12 protein-coding genes are annotated in these 19,083 nt (G+C 64.8%); 9 read left to right on the plus strand and 3 right to left on the minus strand.

Annotated features, from left to right (window positions below; translation table 11 throughout):
• Positions 1–439: 439 nt before the first annotated feature.
• Positions 440–2,746 carry a DUF2207 domain-containing protein gene (locus CSQ85_RS06460; protein ID WP_150383370.1) on the plus strand — a complete coding sequence of 769 codons (2,307 nt, stop codon included), beginning with the start codon at positions 440–442 and terminating at the stop codon, positions 2,744–2,746.
• Positions 2,747–2,795: 49 nt separating this feature from the next.
• Here CSQ85_RS06460 and CSQ85_RS06465 read toward each other — a convergent pair whose 3' ends face one another.
• Entirely contained in the window at positions 2,796–3,935 is a 1,140-nt protein-coding gene (locus tag CSQ85_RS06465; protein ID WP_150383371.1) for an ATP-binding protein, read from the minus strand.
• A gap of 276 nt (positions 3,936–4,211) precedes the next feature.
• Between CSQ85_RS06465 and CSQ85_RS06470 the strand changes: the two genes are divergently transcribed.
• Entirely contained in the window at positions 4,212–5,078 is an 867-nt protein-coding gene (locus tag CSQ85_RS06470) for an aldo/keto reductase (RefSeq protein WP_043164648.1), read from the plus strand.
• Between the two features lie 127 nt (positions 5,079–5,205).
• On the opposite strand, the gene CSQ85_RS06475 is transcribed toward CSQ85_RS06470, so the two are convergent.
• Positions 5,206–6,573 (minus strand): ATP-binding protein, encoded by a 1,368-nt coding sequence (locus CSQ85_RS06475; RefSeq protein ID WP_190972927.1) that lies wholly within the window; start codon positions 6,571–6,573, stop codon positions 5,206–5,208.
• A 169-nt stretch (positions 6,574–6,742) separates the two neighbouring features.
• Positions 6,743–8,185, minus strand: a complete 1,443-nt coding sequence (locus tag CSQ85_RS06480; protein WP_150383373.1) for an aminotransferase-like domain-containing protein — start codon at positions 8,183–8,185, stop codon at positions 6,743–6,745.
• 204 nt (positions 8,186–8,389) lie between these two features.
• On the opposite strand from CSQ85_RS06480, the gene CSQ85_RS06485 reads away from it, so the two are divergent.
• The 7 genes from CSQ85_RS06485 to CSQ85_RS06515 form a co-directional block, all read left to right on the plus strand.
• Positions 8,390–9,070, plus strand: coding sequence for a LysE/ArgO family amino acid transporter (locus tag CSQ85_RS06485; protein WP_150383374.1), 681 nt, complete (start codon positions 8,390–8,392; stop codon positions 9,068–9,070).
• A 91-nt stretch (positions 9,071–9,161) separates the two neighbouring features.
• Complete coding sequence (locus tag CSQ85_RS06490; protein WP_150383375.1) at positions 9,162–10,805, plus strand: peptidase U32 family protein; 1,644 nt, start codon at positions 9,162–9,164, stop codon at positions 10,803–10,805.
• Positions 10,806–10,865: 60 nt separating this feature from the next.
• Positions 10,866–11,846 carry a polyphenol oxidase family protein gene (locus CSQ85_RS06495; RefSeq protein WP_150383376.1) on the plus strand — a complete coding sequence of 327 codons (981 nt, stop codon included), beginning with the start codon at positions 10,866–10,868 and terminating at the stop codon, positions 11,844–11,846.
• A 165-nt stretch (positions 11,847–12,011) separates the two neighbouring features.
• Positions 12,012–15,515 (plus strand): SpaA isopeptide-forming pilin-related protein, encoded by a 3,504-nt coding sequence (locus CSQ85_RS06500; RefSeq protein ID WP_190972924.1) that lies wholly within the window; start codon positions 12,012–12,014, stop codon positions 15,513–15,515.
• A gap of 604 nt (positions 15,516–16,119) precedes the next feature.
• The gene (locus CSQ85_RS06505; RefSeq protein ID WP_150383378.1) at positions 16,120–16,941 is read left to right on the plus strand and encodes an IspD/TarI family cytidylyltransferase; all 822 of its coding nucleotides are present in this window, start codon (positions 16,120–16,122) and stop codon (positions 16,939–16,941) included.
• A gap of 27 nt (positions 16,942–16,968) precedes the next feature.
• On the plus strand, positions 16,969–17,625 hold the full coding sequence (locus CSQ85_RS06510) for a pyroglutamyl-peptidase I (protein ID WP_107041541.1): 657 nt from the start codon (positions 16,969–16,971) through the stop codon (positions 17,623–17,625).
• Positions 17,626–17,784: 159 nt separating this feature from the next.
• The coding region (locus CSQ85_RS06515) for a cell division protein (protein WP_150383379.1) at positions 17,785–19,083 on the plus strand (1,299 nt) is incomplete at its 3' end.

Raw genomic sequence — 19,083 nt, forward strand, 5'->3', positions numbered from 1 at the left:
GCCCCTCATAGCTAGAAACGATACGGGTTCTCCGGATTCGTCGGGTCCGTTTCGAGTGCTCCTCTGGTCGTAATGTGGCCGCAGCGTTCGCTGGAAATGGAGCGGGGGATTGTCCCGTCCTGTTGGCGACCGTAGGCTTGGCCGAGCGGCCTTGAGCGTGTCGGCAACAGGACGGGACAATCCCCCGCGGCAACGCACGTATATCCAACTGATCCCGCCGATCATGTGTGAAAATGGAGGGGAGACCAATAGGGGACGCTCCGAAGAAGGGTGAATGGCCATGGGTGCGGGAACGGTGTTGTTGATAGTGGTCGTGGTGCTGCTGCTGATCGTCGTCGGGCTGGTCGTGTGGGCGAGCCGCGCCGTGCCGCAGGTCAGGTTCTGAGTCGGGTCCTCCGGCTGGCCTGACCCTGTACGCAACGAAGCGAAGGACGCAGCCATGAAAGCCCCGTTCCGCAACCGCATCGTCCGCGCCGCGTTCTCCGCGGCGGTGGGCATGCTCATTTTCGCGCTGGTAGCCGGCGCCATGTTCGTAGCCGTCAGCGTGGCCGAAGCCACCTCCGCCAGCTTGAGCTACCGTTCCATCGACTACGAGGCGACGGCCACGAAGGACGGCGACCTCAAGGTCTCGCAGCGTCTCGACTACAAGCTGAGGGCCCGCGATGACGACGACGGCAACGCCAAACCGTGGAAACAGCTGTACTGGCGGTACACGCTCGACCCGTCGAACCTCATCGACATCACCGACATCCGGGTGCGTAACGCGGACACCGGTCAGGCGTTCACGCAGACCGAGTTCCGCAACCCGAACCAGGTCGGCGACACCAGCTGGAACAGCGACTACGCGAACCGCTGGTACATCGTCGACGTCACCGGCGGCGACACCAACCCCCAGCCGTACGAACCCGGCTCGAACCTCGCGCCGAACACGCAGCCCGGCAAACGGACCATCGAGATCGGCTGGAACATCCCCGCCACGAAGCGCACGGACAGCCTGAAGATCGACGTGTCGTTCACGATGCGCGGCGTCGCCACGAAATACGACGACGTGACCACCTTCCAATGGGAGCCGATCGCCAAGGAGAACGAGGTGCCGGCCGGCAAGGTCACCGGCGTCGTGCGGTTCCCCGGAGGCGCCGGCTCGTCCGGCTCGTCCGACCCGTCCGTCCCGCACACCTGGCTGCACACCGCCAACACGAACGAGGTCACGCGCGATCCGGATGGCACGATGCGATTCACCATATACGACCTCAAGGTCGGCGGGTACATCAACGTGATCGGGGCCTTCGACTCCGCCCTCGCGGGCGACGTGGCACGTACCGGGGCCGGCGAGCGGCTGCAGGCGCTCAGCGACGAGGAGGACGCGAAGGCGCGCTACGCCGCCGATCTCAAGCGCGACAAGGCGCGGTTCACGGTCGCGCTGTGGATCGCCGGAGTCGTGCTCACCATCGTGTTCGCGATATGGGGGCTGCTCGCCGTGCGCTCCACGAACCGCGCCGCCCGGTACAAGGGGAACATCGAATACTGGCGTGACAAGCCGGGCATCAGCCCCGACTCCGCCGCCAGGCTCATCGACGTGTTCGACGCCGTCGACAGCGGAACGATCCTCCCCGTCTCCGGCACCCTGAACGACCGGTCGATCGCCGCCACCGTCATGTCGCTCGCCGTGAAGAAGGCCATCGCGCTCTACCCCGGTTCCGCTGACCTGTATCGCGGCATCGACATGAGACGCCCCGACCCCGCGGCCCTCGCGCGGATGATCGGGCGGGATCGGGGGCGCGTCAACGCCACCCGATCGACCACCACGATCGTGATCCTGCCCGCGGCACTCGCCGGCCCCGGTTCGCCGCGGCATGAGGCGTTGGGACTGAGCCAGTCGGAGTCCGCGTGCCTCGATCTGCTCATCTGCATCTCGGAGCGCGTCGGCGGACCGGTGTTCGACTTCGTGCAGATGAAGGAGGCGTGCAAGGACTGGAAGGCGGGCTACAAGGAGCTCGACCGGTTCCGCACCGCGGCGCGCAACGAGTTCGCGCTGCTCGGCGCGGCCCGGCCGTCCGAATGGCGCTATACCCTGCCCGGCTCCCTCGCGATCGTGCTCGGCATCGCGTCGCTGCTGTTCAATCTCTTCGGCTCCGGCAATATCGCGGCCGCCGTGTGCTTCGGATTGCCGCCGGTCGCGATCGGCCTGTTCTGCTCGCTGGCCGGGGCGCCGTCCATCCCCACGCCGATCGGTCAGGAGTACGGCGGACGGTGTCTGGGATTGAGGCGCTACATGGTCGATTTCTCCGACTTCACCGACCGCGGTGTCCCTGATCTGGTGCTGTGGGACTGGTATATGGTGTACGCGGCCGCGTTCGGCATCTCGCGCGAGGCCATCGACCAGCTCGCCAGGGCGTATCCGCAGGTCAGGGATCCCGAATGGCTTGACGAGAACGGTTCCGGGTCGCTGTGGTACTGGACGTATCGTCCGTACGGCTGGTACGGGTATTCATCGTCCTTCGGCCCATCCGCGGGCGCGGGTGTCGCCGGCTCCGGCTCCTATGGCTCCTCCCCGGGCGATTTCGCGTTCGGCGGCGACTCGTTCGCGGCCGGATTCTCCGATCTCGGCACGCAGCTCAGCGCCGGTTTCGCCGATATCTCCTCGACAATCGCCGCCGCATCCCCCTCGTCCGATTCCTCGAGCTCCGGCGGCGGCTTCGACGGATGCGGCGGCGGTTCCGGCGGCGGCACCTCCGGCGGCCGCTGACTGGTCGACCAGACTGACCGCCTGTCTCAGTCGACCGACTTGTCGGCTGCTACAGTGATTGGAGATACTCTCCGAGATGCGGCACGGCGAATTCGAGCTGTCCGTGTCCGGCAGGCCGGATAAGTCTGTCCTTGATGAGTGCCGCGCGGTACTTGCTCACCCAGCTGCGGCTGCGCTTGGTGCGCTCCGCGATGTCCCCGACCTGCGTGGGATCGGGGACATCCTTCGCCATGGCTTTGAGAAACAGTTGTTCTGCGCTGGTGGTTCCATCCATGGCGGGGGCGCAGACGGCGTCATCGAAGGCAAGCAGGGCATCCGCCGCGCCGGTGGCGATGTCCGAGGCGGTGATGACGTCGGAGTGACGTCGTTGCGCGGACTGCCACATGTAATAGCCGACAAGCTGCACCATATACGGGTATCCATCGGAAATTCTCGCCGCCTCGAGCGCATCCGACTCGCTGACGGTCTTGCCTGAATCCGAGACGGTCTCCAGAAAGGCGTTCTTGACGTCCGGCAATGGCACGTTCTCCAGTTCCCGCCGCAGCGCGCGTCGCAGGAACGTGGTCACCTCGTTGTCCAGCAGATCGTTGAGCATATACGGCAATCCAGCGAACACGATGGCGACTCCCTTCTTGTCGGCGTCGGGGACATCGCTTTCATCGGCGTCCGTGATGACATGCTGCACTGCGGTGGCGATCGCGACCAGATCCTCGTGTGAGGCAGCCTGCGTCTCGTCGATGGTGATGAGGATGCCTTTGCCCTTGCCGATCTTCCGGGAGTTCAGGCGTTTGTTCAATGCGTTGCGCAGGGTGAGTGGATTGGACTCCGCGGAGAACCGTGCCTGACCGAGACTCGCGGTCGCGATGCCGGCGATTCCGATCGATGGGCCGATGTCGGCTTGATCCAGCCGCATGCCAGTGGGGGAGAGGGCGGCTATGAGTCGCGCGACGAGACCTGTGGACGCGGTTTCCGCAATGACCTCCCAATGCCGCGCCTTGGCCATGCGCCGAAACTCCGTCAACATGACGGTTTTGCCGAAGCCACGCTGTCCGGTGACGAGCATGATGCGTCCCGGCGCGCCGACGCCGTTGTCAAGCGCCTCTGAGAAGTCGTCGATGATCGGCTGTCGTCCGATGAGGATCGGTGGCATCTTGCCTGCGGTCGGCTTGAATGGATTTATGGATGCCATGACGGTGTCTCATCCCTTCCTGGAAGCGGTGCGGGTGCATCTTCGTGTCGCCGTTGTCTGCCTTCTCCCATGGTACACGAAAGCGTACCAAGTTACACGAATGAGTACCAAAGTACACAAATGTACACCATTGCGTACCATCTTCCACCGTTGCGCATCGGATGATGCATGCCGGCGGATGTCGGCGGGTGCCGTACCGGGCGTCCGTGTGGCGAAAACCGGCCGGTACGCCTACGCTTGGCACTGTCACCGTTTCGACGAATGAAGGGAGCAGCCATGGCGCTGTACCGTAATCTGGGACCGTTCTCCACCACAGCGATCGGCCACGGCGAGATGCCGCTGACCATCGAGAACAACCGCGGGCACGACGTCGGCATCGAGACGCTGCACGCCTCGCTCGACGCCGGATGCCGTCACATCGACACCGCGTGGGCGTACTACACGCCGGGCGAGGAGGAGCAGACCGGCGAGAAGCTGGTGCGCGAGGCGCTCGCGACGTGGAAGGGCCCGAAGAGCGAGGTCACCGTCGCCACGAAGATCGGCCTGCGCCGCGTCTGGGGCGAGCACGGCGAGCCGCTGTGGCCGCGCGACGGCAAGCCCGAGCACCTCATCGAGTACGGCAAGCAGTCCGCGCTCGCGCTCGGCGTCGACACGATCGACCTGCTCTACCTGCACCGCCACGATCCGGAGGTGCCGTACAACGAGTCGATCGAGGCGCTGAAGCAGCTCGTCGACGAGGGCGTGGCCCGCGTGGCCGGCGTCTCCAACGCCTCGATCGAGCAGATCGACATCGCCCGCTCGATTCTGGGCGACAAGCTCGTCGCCGTGCAGAACCAGTACTCGCCGATCCACCTTGACACGCAGGACACGCTCGACTACTGCGCCAAGCTCGGTCTCGCGTTCGTGTGCTGGAGCCCGCTCGGCGGCTACCGCCACCCGTACGACGAGTCGAAGTTCGACCCGTTCCGCGAGGTCGCGGCCGCCCACGGCGTCAGCTACCAGCAGGTCGTGCTCGCGTGGGAGCTCGCCAAGGGCGACCACATGTTCGTCATCCCCGGCGCCCACCGCCCCGAGACGATCCTCGACTCCCTCAAGGCCGACCAGCTCGAGCTCTCCCCGGACGAGCTCGCCAAGCTCGGCTGATTCCCGTCTCCCGCGCCGCGGATGGGGGAGGGGCCTGTAGCGAGGGAGCTCGGTACAGGCCCCTCGGTTCCATATCCGGTGCGGGCCCCACTGCACTCGTCGCACTCGTGTGCCGGTTTTGGGTGGTCTACAGGCAATGCGCCATGTAGAGCGGCAGATAGATCTTGTCCCCATCCACGCGGAGCTCCTTGGGATGTAGGATCACCTGTTCCCCGACGCGGGAACCGAACTTGCCTTTGAACTTGTCAAGGGATTTCGTGCCGTACCTCCCCGTGGATTTCACCTCTATCGGGGTGATTCGCAGCCGGAGGTTGGCGTTGGCATAGGGGGCGGGGATCAGGAAATCGATCTCCATGGTGTTTGCGGCGTTCGTCTGGTCCCTTCGTGAGTAGAAGAACAGGTCGTGGCCGGAGGCCTTGAGCTGCTGCGCGACGACGTTCTCCACCAGCATGCCCTCGTTCAGTTCCAGCTTGCCGAACAGAATGTCACGGTATATCGAGTTCACTCCGTCCGTCGTTCCCCTGGTCGGGAACGCATGACTGACCAGAAGGCCGGTGTCCGCCATATAGCATTTGAGCGTGGTATGGTCCTCGTCAAGTCGCAGCCCTATATGGGGGTCCGTTGAGTTGTAGCAGTTGTTGGTGATGCGGGCGTCCGACAGCCAGAAGAATGAATCCTCATATTCTCGCATGCGTGCCGTCTTGCTGAGAGACGCGAGCGAGAATCGCTTCTCGTGCTTGGACAGTTGCCCCGGCAGGCCATCGAAGATGGACAGCACCTTCGATTCGTATCCTTTGGCGAACCGGGCCACATCCTTGCGATATAGGGAAAGGATGCGTTTTTTGTCGCTGTCCGCCTGGGCGAAATCCCGGGTGAGCGCATAGTCGACGACGGGCTGCGGCATGCCGCCTATGAGCATGTATTCCCTGAACAGCTCCATCGCCTTGCGGTGGATGGCCTGGGGAAGGGGGACTCGGCGCTCATAGGAGTCGCGTATCGCATCGGCCAGGGGGCGCTGTTCCATCGCCCACAGAAATTCCTCGAAATCGAGAGGGTTGAGTTCAAGGGAGTCCTCTTCCGAAGGTATGAGGATGTCCTGAACATTCTGCTTGATCGAGACGAGCGATCCGGTCTCGATGTAGTCGTATCGACCGTCGGCGACGAGGTGCTTGAGCAATGCGCGTGCCTGTGGGAAGAACTGAACTTCATCGAAGATGATCAACGATTCCCGTTCATGCAGTGTGGTGTTGAAATACAGGGATAGGTAGGAGAAAAAGCGTGTGAGGTCATTGCGTTGCGTGCGGAACAGATCCAATACCGCTTCGTCCACATTGGAGAAATCGATGAGGATGAAGGACCTGTATTCGTTGTTGCCGAATTGTGTGGCGAGCGTGCTTTTGCCGACTCGCCTTGCCCCTTCCAGTAGGATGGCCGATCGGCCTTGTTCCATGCGTTTCCATGTGAGCAGCCGGTCATAGATGCGACGGTGGAGGATCTTCTTCGGCGAGTTTGGCAACATGGCTCCATATCGTTGGTGTTTCAATGGTTATCAAGTATGGTATCACGAAAATGAAGATGTGAAATCACATATATTGCACGAAAATGACGGTATGGAAATCTGGTTTTCGCACGATAATGATGTTTGGAGTGACTGTCTGGAGTGACTACACCAATCTCGCCAGCGTCTGCGCCGCCCCGGCGAACTCCTCCGGGGTGGTGTAGACGTAGCTCAGACGCAGCGCGTTGTTGCCGCGGAAGTCGTAGATGTCGCCGGGATTGAGCAGGATGCCGTGCTCGATCGCCCGCTGGAACAGTCGTCCCATGTGCACCGGCTCGTCGAACGTGAGCCAGATGTAGAAGCCGCCGCGCGGCACGTTCCAATGCGCGCGGCCGGCGAAGAGGCGTTCCAGCGTCTCGAGCGCGGCGTCGCGGCGTCGGCGCAGTTCGGCGCGCAGCGATTCCAGATACTCCGCGTACAGGCCGGAGTCGAGGAACCGCGCGAACACCCACTGGCTCAACGTGCTCGCGCCGTAATCCATCTGCATCTTCACGTCCGCGAGACGATGCACGATGCGCTCGTCGGCGCACACCCAGCCGATTCTCAGCCCCGGCGCCAGCGCCTTCGACGCGCTGCCCACCGTGATCACCATGCCGTTGTCGTCCAGCGCGGCGAGCGAACGCGGCGTCGGCCCCTCGAAGACGAGGTCCTGATACGCGCAGTCCTCGATGATCGGCAGGCGATGCTCCGTGCATGCGGCGAGCAGCGCGCGCCGCCGTTCCTCGGGCATGGTGATTCCCGTGGGATTGTGATTGGTGGGAATCGTGTACAGCACTGCGTCGCCTGTGAGCGAAGCGTCCATCGCGTTCACGTCGAGTCCCTGCGCGTCCATCGGCACGCCGGCCAGCCGCATGCCGGCCGACTGGAACACCTGCAGCGACTTGATGTAGCTCGGAGCCTCCGCGTACACGGTCGATCCGGCAGACAGCAGACTCACCGAGATCATCTGCAATCCCTGCAGCGCGCCCGAGGAGACGAGTATCCGCTCGGGGCGGCAGTCCGCGCCCCATTCGCGCATGTGCGCGGCGATCGCCTCGCGCAGCACGTCCAATCCCCCCGGCGGCGGGTAGCCGAGCGAGTCGATCCGGTCGGCGGCCTCGCGTGCCACACGCCGCCACATGTCACGCGGGAAGAGCCGCGGATCCAACTCGCCGGTGCCGAGTCGCGTCTTCGTGTGGTCGAACTCCAGACGGTTGATGGTCTGGATCGTCGTGTTGTTCGCCTTGAAGAAGCCGGAGGAGACGTAGTCGGCCCAGTCGGGCGCGCCGGGAAGCATCAGCGACCATGTGTTGCTCACGATGCGTGTGCCGCCGCCGCGCCGCCCCTCGACGATGCCGTAGTCGGCGAGCTCCTCGACGGCCGCGATGACCGTGGACCGGTTCACGCCGAAACGCTCGGCCATCGCGCGCTGGCTGGGCAGTCGCGAGCCGATCGGCCACGCGCCCGAGGAGATGCGCTCGCACATGAAGTCGACGATCTGGCCGGTGACCGACCTGCCGGACGTGCGATCCGGCGCCCAGTCGATGTCGAGCGGTGCGCTGCGTGCCATCCATACTCCTTTGGCTGGGTTGGTGGTGTGGTTCTTGGCTGGTTGCCAAGTGTAATGCGTTGCGTAGGATAAGGCAACGGTATTGGAATATAGCGGATTGCTGATTGTGTGATTCGCGGGGAAGAGTTCGGCTGAAGTTCATTTGGCTGGTTTGGCTGGGTGCAAGTGATCCATCCAAACATGAGGGCGCAGGGAGAGTAAGCGATGGGTCTGTACATTCAGGGACTGACGATGGGATTGGCGTACATCGCGCCGATCGGCATGCAGAATCTGTTCGTCATCAATTCGGCGCTGACGCGCACGCGCCGCAACGCACTGATCACCGCGCTCATCGTCATCTTCTTCGACATGGCGCTGAGCCTGTCCTGCTTCTTCGGCATCGGCGCGCTGATGCAGGCGAACCCGTGGCTGGAGACCATCGTGCTCGGCCTCGGCGGCCTCGTCGTGATCCGCATCGGCATGGGTCTCGTGCTGCCGAAGCGGAAGCGGCAAGGCGATACAGCCGAGACCGAGACCGTTTCGGCAGCCGCCCATCCGTCTCATCCAGCCCCGGCCGCTCCGGCCAGGCATCTCGGGCTGCGCGGACTCCTCAATACCGTCGGCACCGCCTGCGCCGTCACCTGGTTCAATCCGCAGGCGATCATCGATGGCACGCTGATGCTCGGCGCGTTCGCCGCAACGCTCAACGGCGATCAGACCACACCATTCATCACCGGCGTCGAAACCGCCTCCGTGCTGTGGTTCCTCGGCATCACGCTCATCGTCAACGCGTTCGCGCACAAGTTCAGTCCGAAGGTCATCGACGTGCTCAACCGCGTGTGCGGCGGCGTCATCACCCTCTACGGCATCAAGCTGCTCGTCGATTTCGCGCTTGCCGTCCTCTGACGCATCGCCGATCGACCGTTGAATCGCAGGTCCCGTGCGCCTGTTCGCGTACGGCTGCCCGCTACACCGTTCTCGCTACACTGTTGGGGTGATGAACGAGGACATGAAGAACCTGCATATGCGCCGCAAGCCCGAGGTGCTCGCCCCGGCCGGCAATCTGAGGGGCCTGAAGACGGCCGTCGACTACGGCGCGGACGCCGTGTACTGCGGCGGCAAGGCGTTCGGCATGCGAAGCGCCCCGAAGAACCTGAGCCTCGCCGACTTCGAGGAGGGCGCCCGCTACGCCCACGAACGCGGCTCCCGCGTCTACGTGACCCTGAACGTGCTGCCCCGCAACGCCGAGGTCGAGGCGATGCGCGACTACATCGGCCAGTTGAAGGACACCGGCATCGACGCGATGATCGTCACCGACATCGGCGTCATGATGATGGCCCATCAGATCGCGCCCGACGTCGAGCTGCACGTCTCCACGCAGGCCGGCGTCACCAACTACGGCGCCGCGCAGGCCCTCTACGAGTTCGGCGCGCGACGTGTCGTGCTTGCGCGCGAGATGGATCTTGAGGCCGTGCGCGACATCCGCGCCCGCATCCCCGATGACATGGACATCGAATGTTTCGTCCACGGCGCGATGTGCATGGCGTTCTCCGGCCGATGCCTGTTCTCCAACTACCTGACCGGCCGCGACGGCAATCACGGCGAATGCGCACAGCCCTGCCGCTGGAAGTATTCGATCGTCGAGGAGAAGCGCCCCGGCCAGTACTTCCCGATCGAGCAGACCGAGGAGGGCGCGTACCTGTTCAACTCGCAGGACATGTGCATGCTCGACCACATCGACGACCTGATCGACTCCGGCGCGACGAGCCTCAAGATCGAGGGCCGCTCCAAGTCCGCCTACTACATCGCCGCGATGACCAACGCCTACAAGACCGCCGTCAACGAGTACATGGTCCAGCGCGGGTTCGAGAGCGTCGACGGCACGGTCCTGAAGCCGTTCCGCGACCGTGTGATCCGCGAGAGCGACCCCGACTACGCCGCATCGATCGGCGAGACGCCCGATCGCATCGAGCGCGACGCCGACAAGGCGTTCGCCGGCGTGCCCGGCGGTGACATCGGACTGGAGTTCGCGGGTGATTCCGCACCGGCCGATCCGGCCGATCCGGATAGGACCGCGCCGGCCGAGGACGCCGCGGCCCGCTCGGCCGGCGGCGCCGAACTCGACGAGCTGAGCTACAAGGCCCGCTCCGCCCGACGCAAGTCGAACACGCGCGAGGAGATCCTGCCCGAAGGCTGGCATCACGCGAAGGTCCGCCCCGCCGAACACGTCACCCTGCCCGACTGGCTCCTCGAGGAGCCCGACAAGGTCGCCCACCGCGACTACTCCACCGGCTTCTACTACCCTGAGCACAAGGTCACGCAGAACACCAACCGCTCCGCCTACTTCCGCGCGTGGATGGTCGTCGGCGAGGTGCTTTCGTGGAGTCCCGAGCGCGGCGGACGCGTCACCATCATGAGCCGCAACAAGATCGAACCCGGTCAGCTCGTCGAATTCCTGCTGCCCGGCGAGCCGCCGCTCGTCTACACCGTGCCGGACCGCGGCCTCGAGGACGCCGACGGCGTGCCGGTTTCGGCGATCAACAACCCCGCGCACGTCTTCTCGCTGCCCTGCCCGCACGAGGTGCCGGTCAACGCCGCGATCCGCTCGCGCACGAAGAAGCCGACCCTCAAGGCCGAATAACCCCGCGATCGCAACGACTCCAACGACCTCAACGACTTCAAGGACCGCAAGGAGAATGTCATGACCGAATACGACGACAACGCCATCATCGACTCCAACAAGATCAGCTCCACCGACCGCGACGGCCGTCCGATCCCGGTGACCATCCCGATCGCGCTCGCGCCGGGCGTCACCGTCGTCTACACCACCAGACTCGGCGGCCTGAGCGCCGGCGACTACGGCAACCTCAACCTCGGAGGCAAGTCGGGCGACGACCCCGAGGCCGTGCTCTCCAATCGCATCGCCCTGTCCGAGGCGATCGGCGCGCAGCTTTCGCTCGTCTCGCAGGTCCACTCCGGCGTCGCCGTCGACGTGGACAGCGCCTTCGAGATCAACACCCCGTTCGGCTTCGACGTCTCCGGTGCGAGCGGCACGGACGGCGTGCAGGTCAAGGAGGCCGACGGCCAGGTGACCTCGCGCCGGGGCGTCGCCCTCGGCATGTTCGCCGCCGACTGCCTGCCCGTCCTCCTCGCCGACCCCGAAACCGGCATCATCGGCGCCGCCCACTGCGGCCGCCGCGGCCTCGAGAAGGGCGTGATCGGCGCGACCGTCGACCTGATGAAGCTGAAGGGCGCCGACCCGAGCCGCATCGTCGCCACGCTCGGCCCCCGCATCTGCGGCGACTGCTACGAGGTGGGCGACGAGATCGCCGACACGTTCGAAAAGCGATTCCCCCTGACGAAGACCACGACCCGGTTCGGCGGCGCCGGCATCGACATCGCCGAGGCCGCGATGATCGACCTCGCCTTCGCCGGCGTCAGCCACGTCGTCGACTCGATGCCGCGCGTCCACGCCGCCACCGAATACCTCGAGGACGACGCCGAGCTCGCCGAACTGTGCCGCACCGACGGCGAGGGCCCGGTCTCGCTCGCCGAGCGCATCGGCGCGATCAGCCACTCGATGTGCACGCTCGAGAACCCGCTGTGGTACTCCCACCGCCGCGCCGCGAAGGCCGGCAAAACGCACGAAGGCCGCCTCCTCGCCCTCATCCTGCGTCACTAGTGCTTTCCTCGGCCTCTCTGCCTTGGCCTTGACAGGACCGCGGGGGGGTGATGATTGGTGTCGTGAGGGAAGACGACGTGGTGGTTTGACGCGGTCTTCGGTCGGACCATGGTGGTCCGCGCACGCTCGGCTGTGAGCGCTCACGTATTGGAAGGGACTCGGAGCATGAATCCGAAGAGAAACCTATCCCGGGCCATGGCGGCCTTGGCCGCGGCTGTCACGGCGTTGACCGGCATGTTCGCGGTGGGATCCGCCGCAAGTGCCGCACAGGCCGCGCAGGGCTGTGTGGCCTCGAAGTACGCCGCCGGGAATTTCATCAACATCACCGCGCCGGACGTGAACCAGCTGCTGACGTCCGAGAAGGACTCGTATGGCGACGCTCGGGCGCGTACGTTCAGGTTCGTCAAGATCGCGGACTACGTGTTTGACGCGAACGGCACCCTCACGGGGTTCAAGTCGGGCCATTACGACGAGGGCGTGGTGATCGGCAGCGACGGCAAGGACAGCACGGGGGCCAACCGCGGCATGTATTCGTGGGACCTCGCCGCGTGGCCGTTGCAACTGCACAACGGGAAGGGTGATTTCGCCGAGGGGTACGTGTACGACCAGTCGGGCGAGGATCCTATGCAATGGATGTCCGAGCACCTGCTGTCGGATTCCGCGAAGGTCCGCCAGTTCGTTGACGCCATCGACGAGACCAACTTCGCGACCAAGGACGAGAACGGCAAGGAGATCGGCCGTGTGTCCGATTACGTCACGTCGGGCGGCATCGTTCACGATCCGGCGAGACAGCCGTATGCCGCGATCAGCCGGTACAACGACGGCACAGGTCAGCTGCAGTACCCGCTTGCCGAGCCGGGCATGTACCTCGCGTATGACACCAGCGGCGAGCAGAAGATCGGCGGGGCCACGTATTCGGCGAGCAAGCCGCTGCTCATCGGCACGAAACTCACCCAATCCCCGGAGAACTGCCTCCCGGCCGTCTACGGGTCGACGCAGATCGCGAACACGGGCACCCCCGAGGAGAAGCCGAAGGGTTCGTTCAGCTTCTATGTGAAGGACGACAAGGGCGCCGTCCTGGAGGGCGCGAAGTTCGCGATCTCCAGGACAGTCGACGGCGTCAGGAAGTACGGGCGCATCGACAACGGCAAGTGGGTCTTCGACCGTGACTCCGTCGACGCCCTCGGCGAGAACGACATCCGCGTCAGCGGCGCCGATGGAACGGTCCTGTTCCCGTTCGTGGAGTCCGGCGACTACACGGTCGAGGAGACGAGCGCGCCCGCGGGCTACGGGGACGCCCTCGTCACCTTCGACGTCACCGTCAACGCCTTCACGGTCGGCGCGGGCACGTCCCTGACCTACGAGGCCACGCCGGGAACCGGTTTGACCGGCGAGGACAACATGCATCAGGATGGCAAATTCGACGCGAAACTGACGGTCGTCAACGCCAAGGCGAAGTCGAACAAGACCGCTCTTGACGAGGCGGTCAAGAAGGCCGAGGGGCTGAAGGAGCCGGAGTACACGCCCGACTCGTGGAAGACCCTCCAGGACGCGTTGGCCAAGGCCAAGCAAGTGCAGGCGGACAAGGACGCCGACCAGAAGGCGGTCGACGACGCCGTCAAGGCGTTGAACGCCGCCATCGACGCGTTGGAGAAGCCGCGGATGCCCGTCAGGTTCTACGTGAAGGACGAGAACGGCAAGGGCCTCGCCGGCGCCGGTTTCGTCGTCTCCAAGGACGGCAAGTACGGCAGGTACGCCGACGGCAAGTGGGTGTTCGACAAGGCGAACGCCACCGACGAGGGCGTGACCGTCGAAAGCAGCAAGATCGACACCAGTGACAACTTGGGCGACGCGTTCACCGAATTCCCGGACCTCGAGACCGGCGACTACACGATTGAACAGGTCACGGCACCCAAGGGGTACGAGAACCCCAAGGTGAGGTTCACCGTCGCGTTCAGGGCGTTCCCGCAGGACGGTGGCATCTCCATGGAATACGAGACCACGGTCGACAGGGGATCCGAACAGTACGTGACCGGCAAGGACTACGACAATGACGGTCTCATCGACCATGCGCTTAGCGTCAGGAACGACAAGACCGCAACCCCGTCCGTGGACAAGACCAAGCTCGACGCGGCGGTCAAGAAGGCCGAAGGCCTGAAGCAGTCGGAGTACACGTCCGACTCGTGGAAGGCCCTTCAGGACGCGTTGGCCAAGGCCAAGCAAGTGCAGGCGGACAAGGACGCCGGCCAGAAGACGGTCGACGACGCCGTCAAGGCGTTGAACGACGCCATCGACGGTCTGCGGCAGCTGACCGGCACGCTTGTGTTCCACACGGTCGATGATGCGACCCCGTCTAAGGCGTTGAACGGCGTGGGCTTCATTATCGCACAGAAGCAGGCCGATGGTTCGTACAAGTACGGTCGCATCACCAGTTCGGCGTGGGCGTTCGACAAGGATTCCGCGACGGATCCGGCCGTGTCGGTCCGGACCTCGCAGGACTGGCCGATCCTCAACGGCGACGGCACCTCCGCGACCGATCCCGGCCGTGTCCAGTTCAACTGGCTGCCGGCCGGTGAATACCGGATCGAACAGGTCAAGGCACCCGAAGGCTATGACAACGCCGGCGTCAGGTTCGACGTGACCACCAGCATCACCGCCGGCGGTTCGTTCTCCTTCGAGGCCAAGGCCCAGCAGGGCAGCGAGGGCTTCCTGTCCGGTGACGACAAGGACAAGGACGGTTCCATCGACGGCAATCTCACGGTCAGGAACGACAAGGCCGCGACCCCGTCCGTGGACAAGACCAAGCTCGACGCGGCGGTCAAGAAGGCCGAGGGCTTGAAGGAGTCGGAGTACACGTCCGACTCGTGGAAGGCCCTTCAGGACGCGTTGGCCAAGGCCAAGGGCGTGCAGAAGGACGACAAGGCCGACCAGAAGGCGGTCGACTCCGCGGCCAAGGCGCTGAACGACGCCATCAACGCGTTGAAGAAGCCCACGCCGTCCTACCCGTCCGGTCCGTCGACCCCGTCCCAGCCTGTGGGCCTTCAGGTCGTGTACAAGCCGAACAAGCTTGAGTACAGGATCGGCGAGCAGTTCGACGCCACCGTCATGGTGGTCAGGTACCGTGGCAGCACCCTCACCCCCGACCAGTACACGGTGGCCCTCGACACCTCCAAGCCGGGCAAGGTGAAGGTGTTCATCACCCTGAACTCCGACCCGACGAAGGCGACTTCGTTCGAGGTGACGGTCGTCATCTCCGATGTGCAGGTGCATCGCCTGTACAATCCGCGTAGCGGCGAGCACTTCTATGTGTCGAGCGAGAACGAGTACAACGCGCTGATCAAGTCGGGCCAGTGGCGTGATGAGGGCATCGGGTTCACGATGGTCGACTACGGCACGCCTGTGTACCGCCTGTACAACCCCGGTGGCAAGCATTTGTTCACGACGTCCGTCAAGGAGCGTGACGTGCTGATCGGGGCCAACTGGAATTACGAGGGTGTCGCGTTCTACGTGCCTGAGTCGTCGGACGGTTCCGGTGATTCCGCCGTGAAGGTGCATCGCCTGTACAATCCGGGTAATGGCGATCATCTGCTGACCACTTCGGCGAACGAGCGTGGTGTGCTGGTGATGCATGGTTGGCGTGACGAGGGCACCGCCTTCACCGCCAGGTAACCCGTAGCATCGGGTTCCATCAGGCCTCGGTTTCCGTGCGATTCGCACGGTGCCGGGGCCTTCTTGGTTGTATCGGCGAGAGGTGTGTGTTGGTTGGTGCCGTGTTCGTCTCTCTGGAGCGCTCCCAGTGAGAGGTGTGTGCGGAGCGGTGACGGGAATGTCTCGCGGGGGCAGAGGCTGGCGGGAGGTGTGCGTGGGGTGATGACCGGTTTCTCTCACTGAATCGCGATCAAAGAGAGATGTATGCAGGATGCTGACGGAAATGTCTCGCGAGAATATCCCGACAGGCTGGGAAGCTACCCACGAACGGTATGGGGATTGCCCGCCGTGAGGAATCCCCATACGGGGAGTTCCCGTAACCTGACGTTTCTCGCCGATTCAGCCCTCTCTGATGGGACATTGCCGTGAAGCAAACAGCAGAGCTGTTTGTAGGCAATGTACGAACCGACAGGCGAGCTGGCAAACGTGCGCAGCGCGTCCATAATCGCGGATGGGCTGTCAGCGAAGCTGACTGGGGGAGAGAAGGTATCCGCGTACACATTCCGTGCAGACACCGTGACCCGGCTCACACCCGGCCGCCCCTCGTTCTACGGTTGGAGTCATTATGACCGAGAGAGAACACACAACCCCAGTCCCCGTCGTCGCCGTGGTCCTCGCCGCCGGTTTCGGCACGCGATTCGACCCCGACAACCCCAAGCAGCTCGTCTCCGTCGGCGGCAAGCCGATCGTGTGCTGGAGCATCGAGGCGTTCGAGCGTTGCGAGCGCGTCACCGACATCGTCGTGGTCGTCAACGAAAAGGTGCGCGGTACCGTCGAGGAGCTGATCGAGGAAGCCGGGTACGGCAAGGTCCGCGTCGTCATCGACGGTGGCGCCGAACGCGTCGACAGCACCGCCGCCGCGCTGGCCATGCTCTCGCAGGCCGGTATCCCGGGAGACGCGAAGATCCTCATCCACGACGCCGTCCGCCCGTTCGTCGCGCCGTCCGCCATCGACGGGTCGATCGACGCGCTCGACCAATTCAACGCCGCGACCGTCGCGTTCGCGTCCACCGACACGATCCTCCTGACCGACGATCTGGGCGATTGCAAGGTCGTCCGATCCGTGCCAGACCGCCCGAACACGTTCCGCGCGCAGACGCCGCAGTCGTTCCGATTCGAGACGATCCGCCACGCCTACGAACTGGCGTCCGCCGACCCGGACTTCCATCCGACCGACGACACGCGCGTCGTCGTCGACTACCTGCCCGACGAGCCGGTGGCGATCGTCGCCGGCGCCGAGACGAACCTCAAGATCACGACGATGGCCGACATCCCCGTGGCCGAACGCATCGCCGCCGATCTGATGCACCACATGACCAAGGAGGAGGCCAAGGCGCGCATGCACGCGCTGCTGAGCGGCGCCGCGGCGCAGATGGCCCGCCGGTAGCGGAGTCCCGCAGGTAGACTGGAAGCCATGCAGCAGCTCAGTGTCGTGATCTCCGGCTTCGACCATTACGAGGACGTCCGCATCAACCCGTCCTACGAGGTGCCCAAGGCCCTCGCGGCCAAGGGCGTGGACGGCCTCGACGACGTGGAGCTCACCATCAGCGCGGTGAGCCTGCCCGTCAGCTTCGCGAAGGCGTGGCCGACGCTGCGCGAGACCATCGAGGCCACGCATCCGAACATCGTCATCGCCACAGGCCTCAAGCACGCGGCCCGCGGCGTGATGCTCGAACGCTGCGCCACGAACCTGATGGACGCCGCCAGGCCGGACGTCGACAACGTGACGCCGCGTCGCGCGCCGATCGATCCGGACGGTCCGGCCGCGTACTGGACGCGTCTGCCGTTGCGTTCGATCCTCGCCGATTTCACGCGCGACGGCATCCCCGCCACCCTGAGTTCCGACGCCGGCACGTTCGTGTGCAACTCGCTGTTCTACAACCTGCTCAACTGGGCGTCCGGCCAGGAGAAGGTGCTCGCCGGGTTCGTGAGCTTCCCGCTGATCAACGAGTCGCGTCACCCGCAGCACGGCCTGCCGCTGCGTCACCTCGTCACCGCCGGCGCCGACGTCGTGCGCGACAGCGTGCGCTACTACCGACGCCCCACGTCGGGCGACATTCTGATCGCCTGATCGCGGGGCCCCGTCCCACTCGAACAAAAATGGATGAAGCTGTGTGAATCACAGTCGATCACTGCCTGTTCCCGGCGTGTTTGGGCTACGATGCTGAAAGCGTACGGGCCCGTATCGGACGGGGCGGAAGCGACGTGTGCAGCCGAAAGGAAGAGGGACATGGATCAGTTCCCGATTGTGTTGAGGGGATACGACAAGGACAAGGTCGACGAGGCGTTCGCCACCGCGCAGGCCAGCGTGCGTCAGGCGCAGCAGACCCTCGCCGGCATGCGCGAGCAGATCGCCGCGAGCGACGCCCGCATCCTCAAACTGCAGGCGCAGCTGGAGGAGGAGAAGAAGCGCAAGCCGAAGTCGAGCAGCTTCGCCTCGCTCGGCGCCAACGCGCAGCAGATGCTCGCCTCCGCCGAACAGACCAGTTCCGAACTGCTCGAGCGCGCCAAGGCCGATGCCGCCTCCACGCGCAAGGCCGCGCAGGCGCAGGCCCAGACGCTCATCAACAACGCCAAGCTCGACGCCAAGCACATCGTCGACGACGCCACCCAGAAGGCGTCCACGATCCTCGCGCAGGCCAACACCGAGGCGGACACCATCACCACCTCGGCCAAGAACAACGCCGCCCAGCTGCGCGCCGAGACCGCGAAGAACGTCACCGAGCAGCGCCAGACCGTCGAACTCGAACTGAGCAACTCCCGTGAGGCGCACGACAAGCAGCTCGCCTCCGAGAAGGCCAAGCAGGAGCGCGAGCTGTCCGATATGAAGGCCGAGGCCACCGCGCAGATCGCTGCCCAGCGCAAGAGCACCAACGAGGAGCTGGCCCGCCTCAAGTCCGAGGCCAACGACCAGATCGAGGCCGCGCTCGCCGAGGCGAACAAGAAGCTCGCCGACGTGCGCGAGCAGGTCTCCAAGATGATGACCGACGCGCAGCGCCGCGCCGGCGAGATCGTCGACGAAGCCAATTCCAAGGCGCAGGAGATCAATGACGAGGCCGAAGTCAAGCGCACCAAGACGATGAGCCAGGTCAACGCCGAGGTCGAGCAGATCCGCACCGACATCGCCGCCCAGCAGGACGAGGCCACGAAGAAGGTCTCCGAGCTGCTCGACAACCTCGAGGAGCGTCGCACCGCGGCCAAGAAGGAGGCCGACGAGCTGGTCGGCCAGGCCAAGACCGCCCGCGAGGAGGCCGACGCCTACGCCGCGTCGAAGCGCGCCGACGCCGACGCGCAGGCCGCGGCCACCCTGAAGAAGGCCAGCGAGGACGCCGAACGTCAGATCGAGGAGCGTCGCGCCGCCGCCCAGCAGGAGCTCGACGGCCTGAAGGCGAACATCGCCACCCTGCAGCAGCGCGAGGCCCAGATCACCCAGCGAGTCAGCGAGCTGCGCGCCATGTTCTCCAACGCCTTCGCCGGCTTCGTCGGGGGCGAGGAAACCCCCGCCCCCGACGAAGCCGGCGAAGGCGTT

Origin of the sequence: Bifidobacterium rousetti, assembly GCF_008698235.1 — a bacterium.
In the GTDB taxonomy this organism is placed as follows: Bacteria; Actinomycetota; Actinomycetes; order Actinomycetales; family Bifidobacteriaceae; genus Bifidobacterium; species Bifidobacterium rousetti.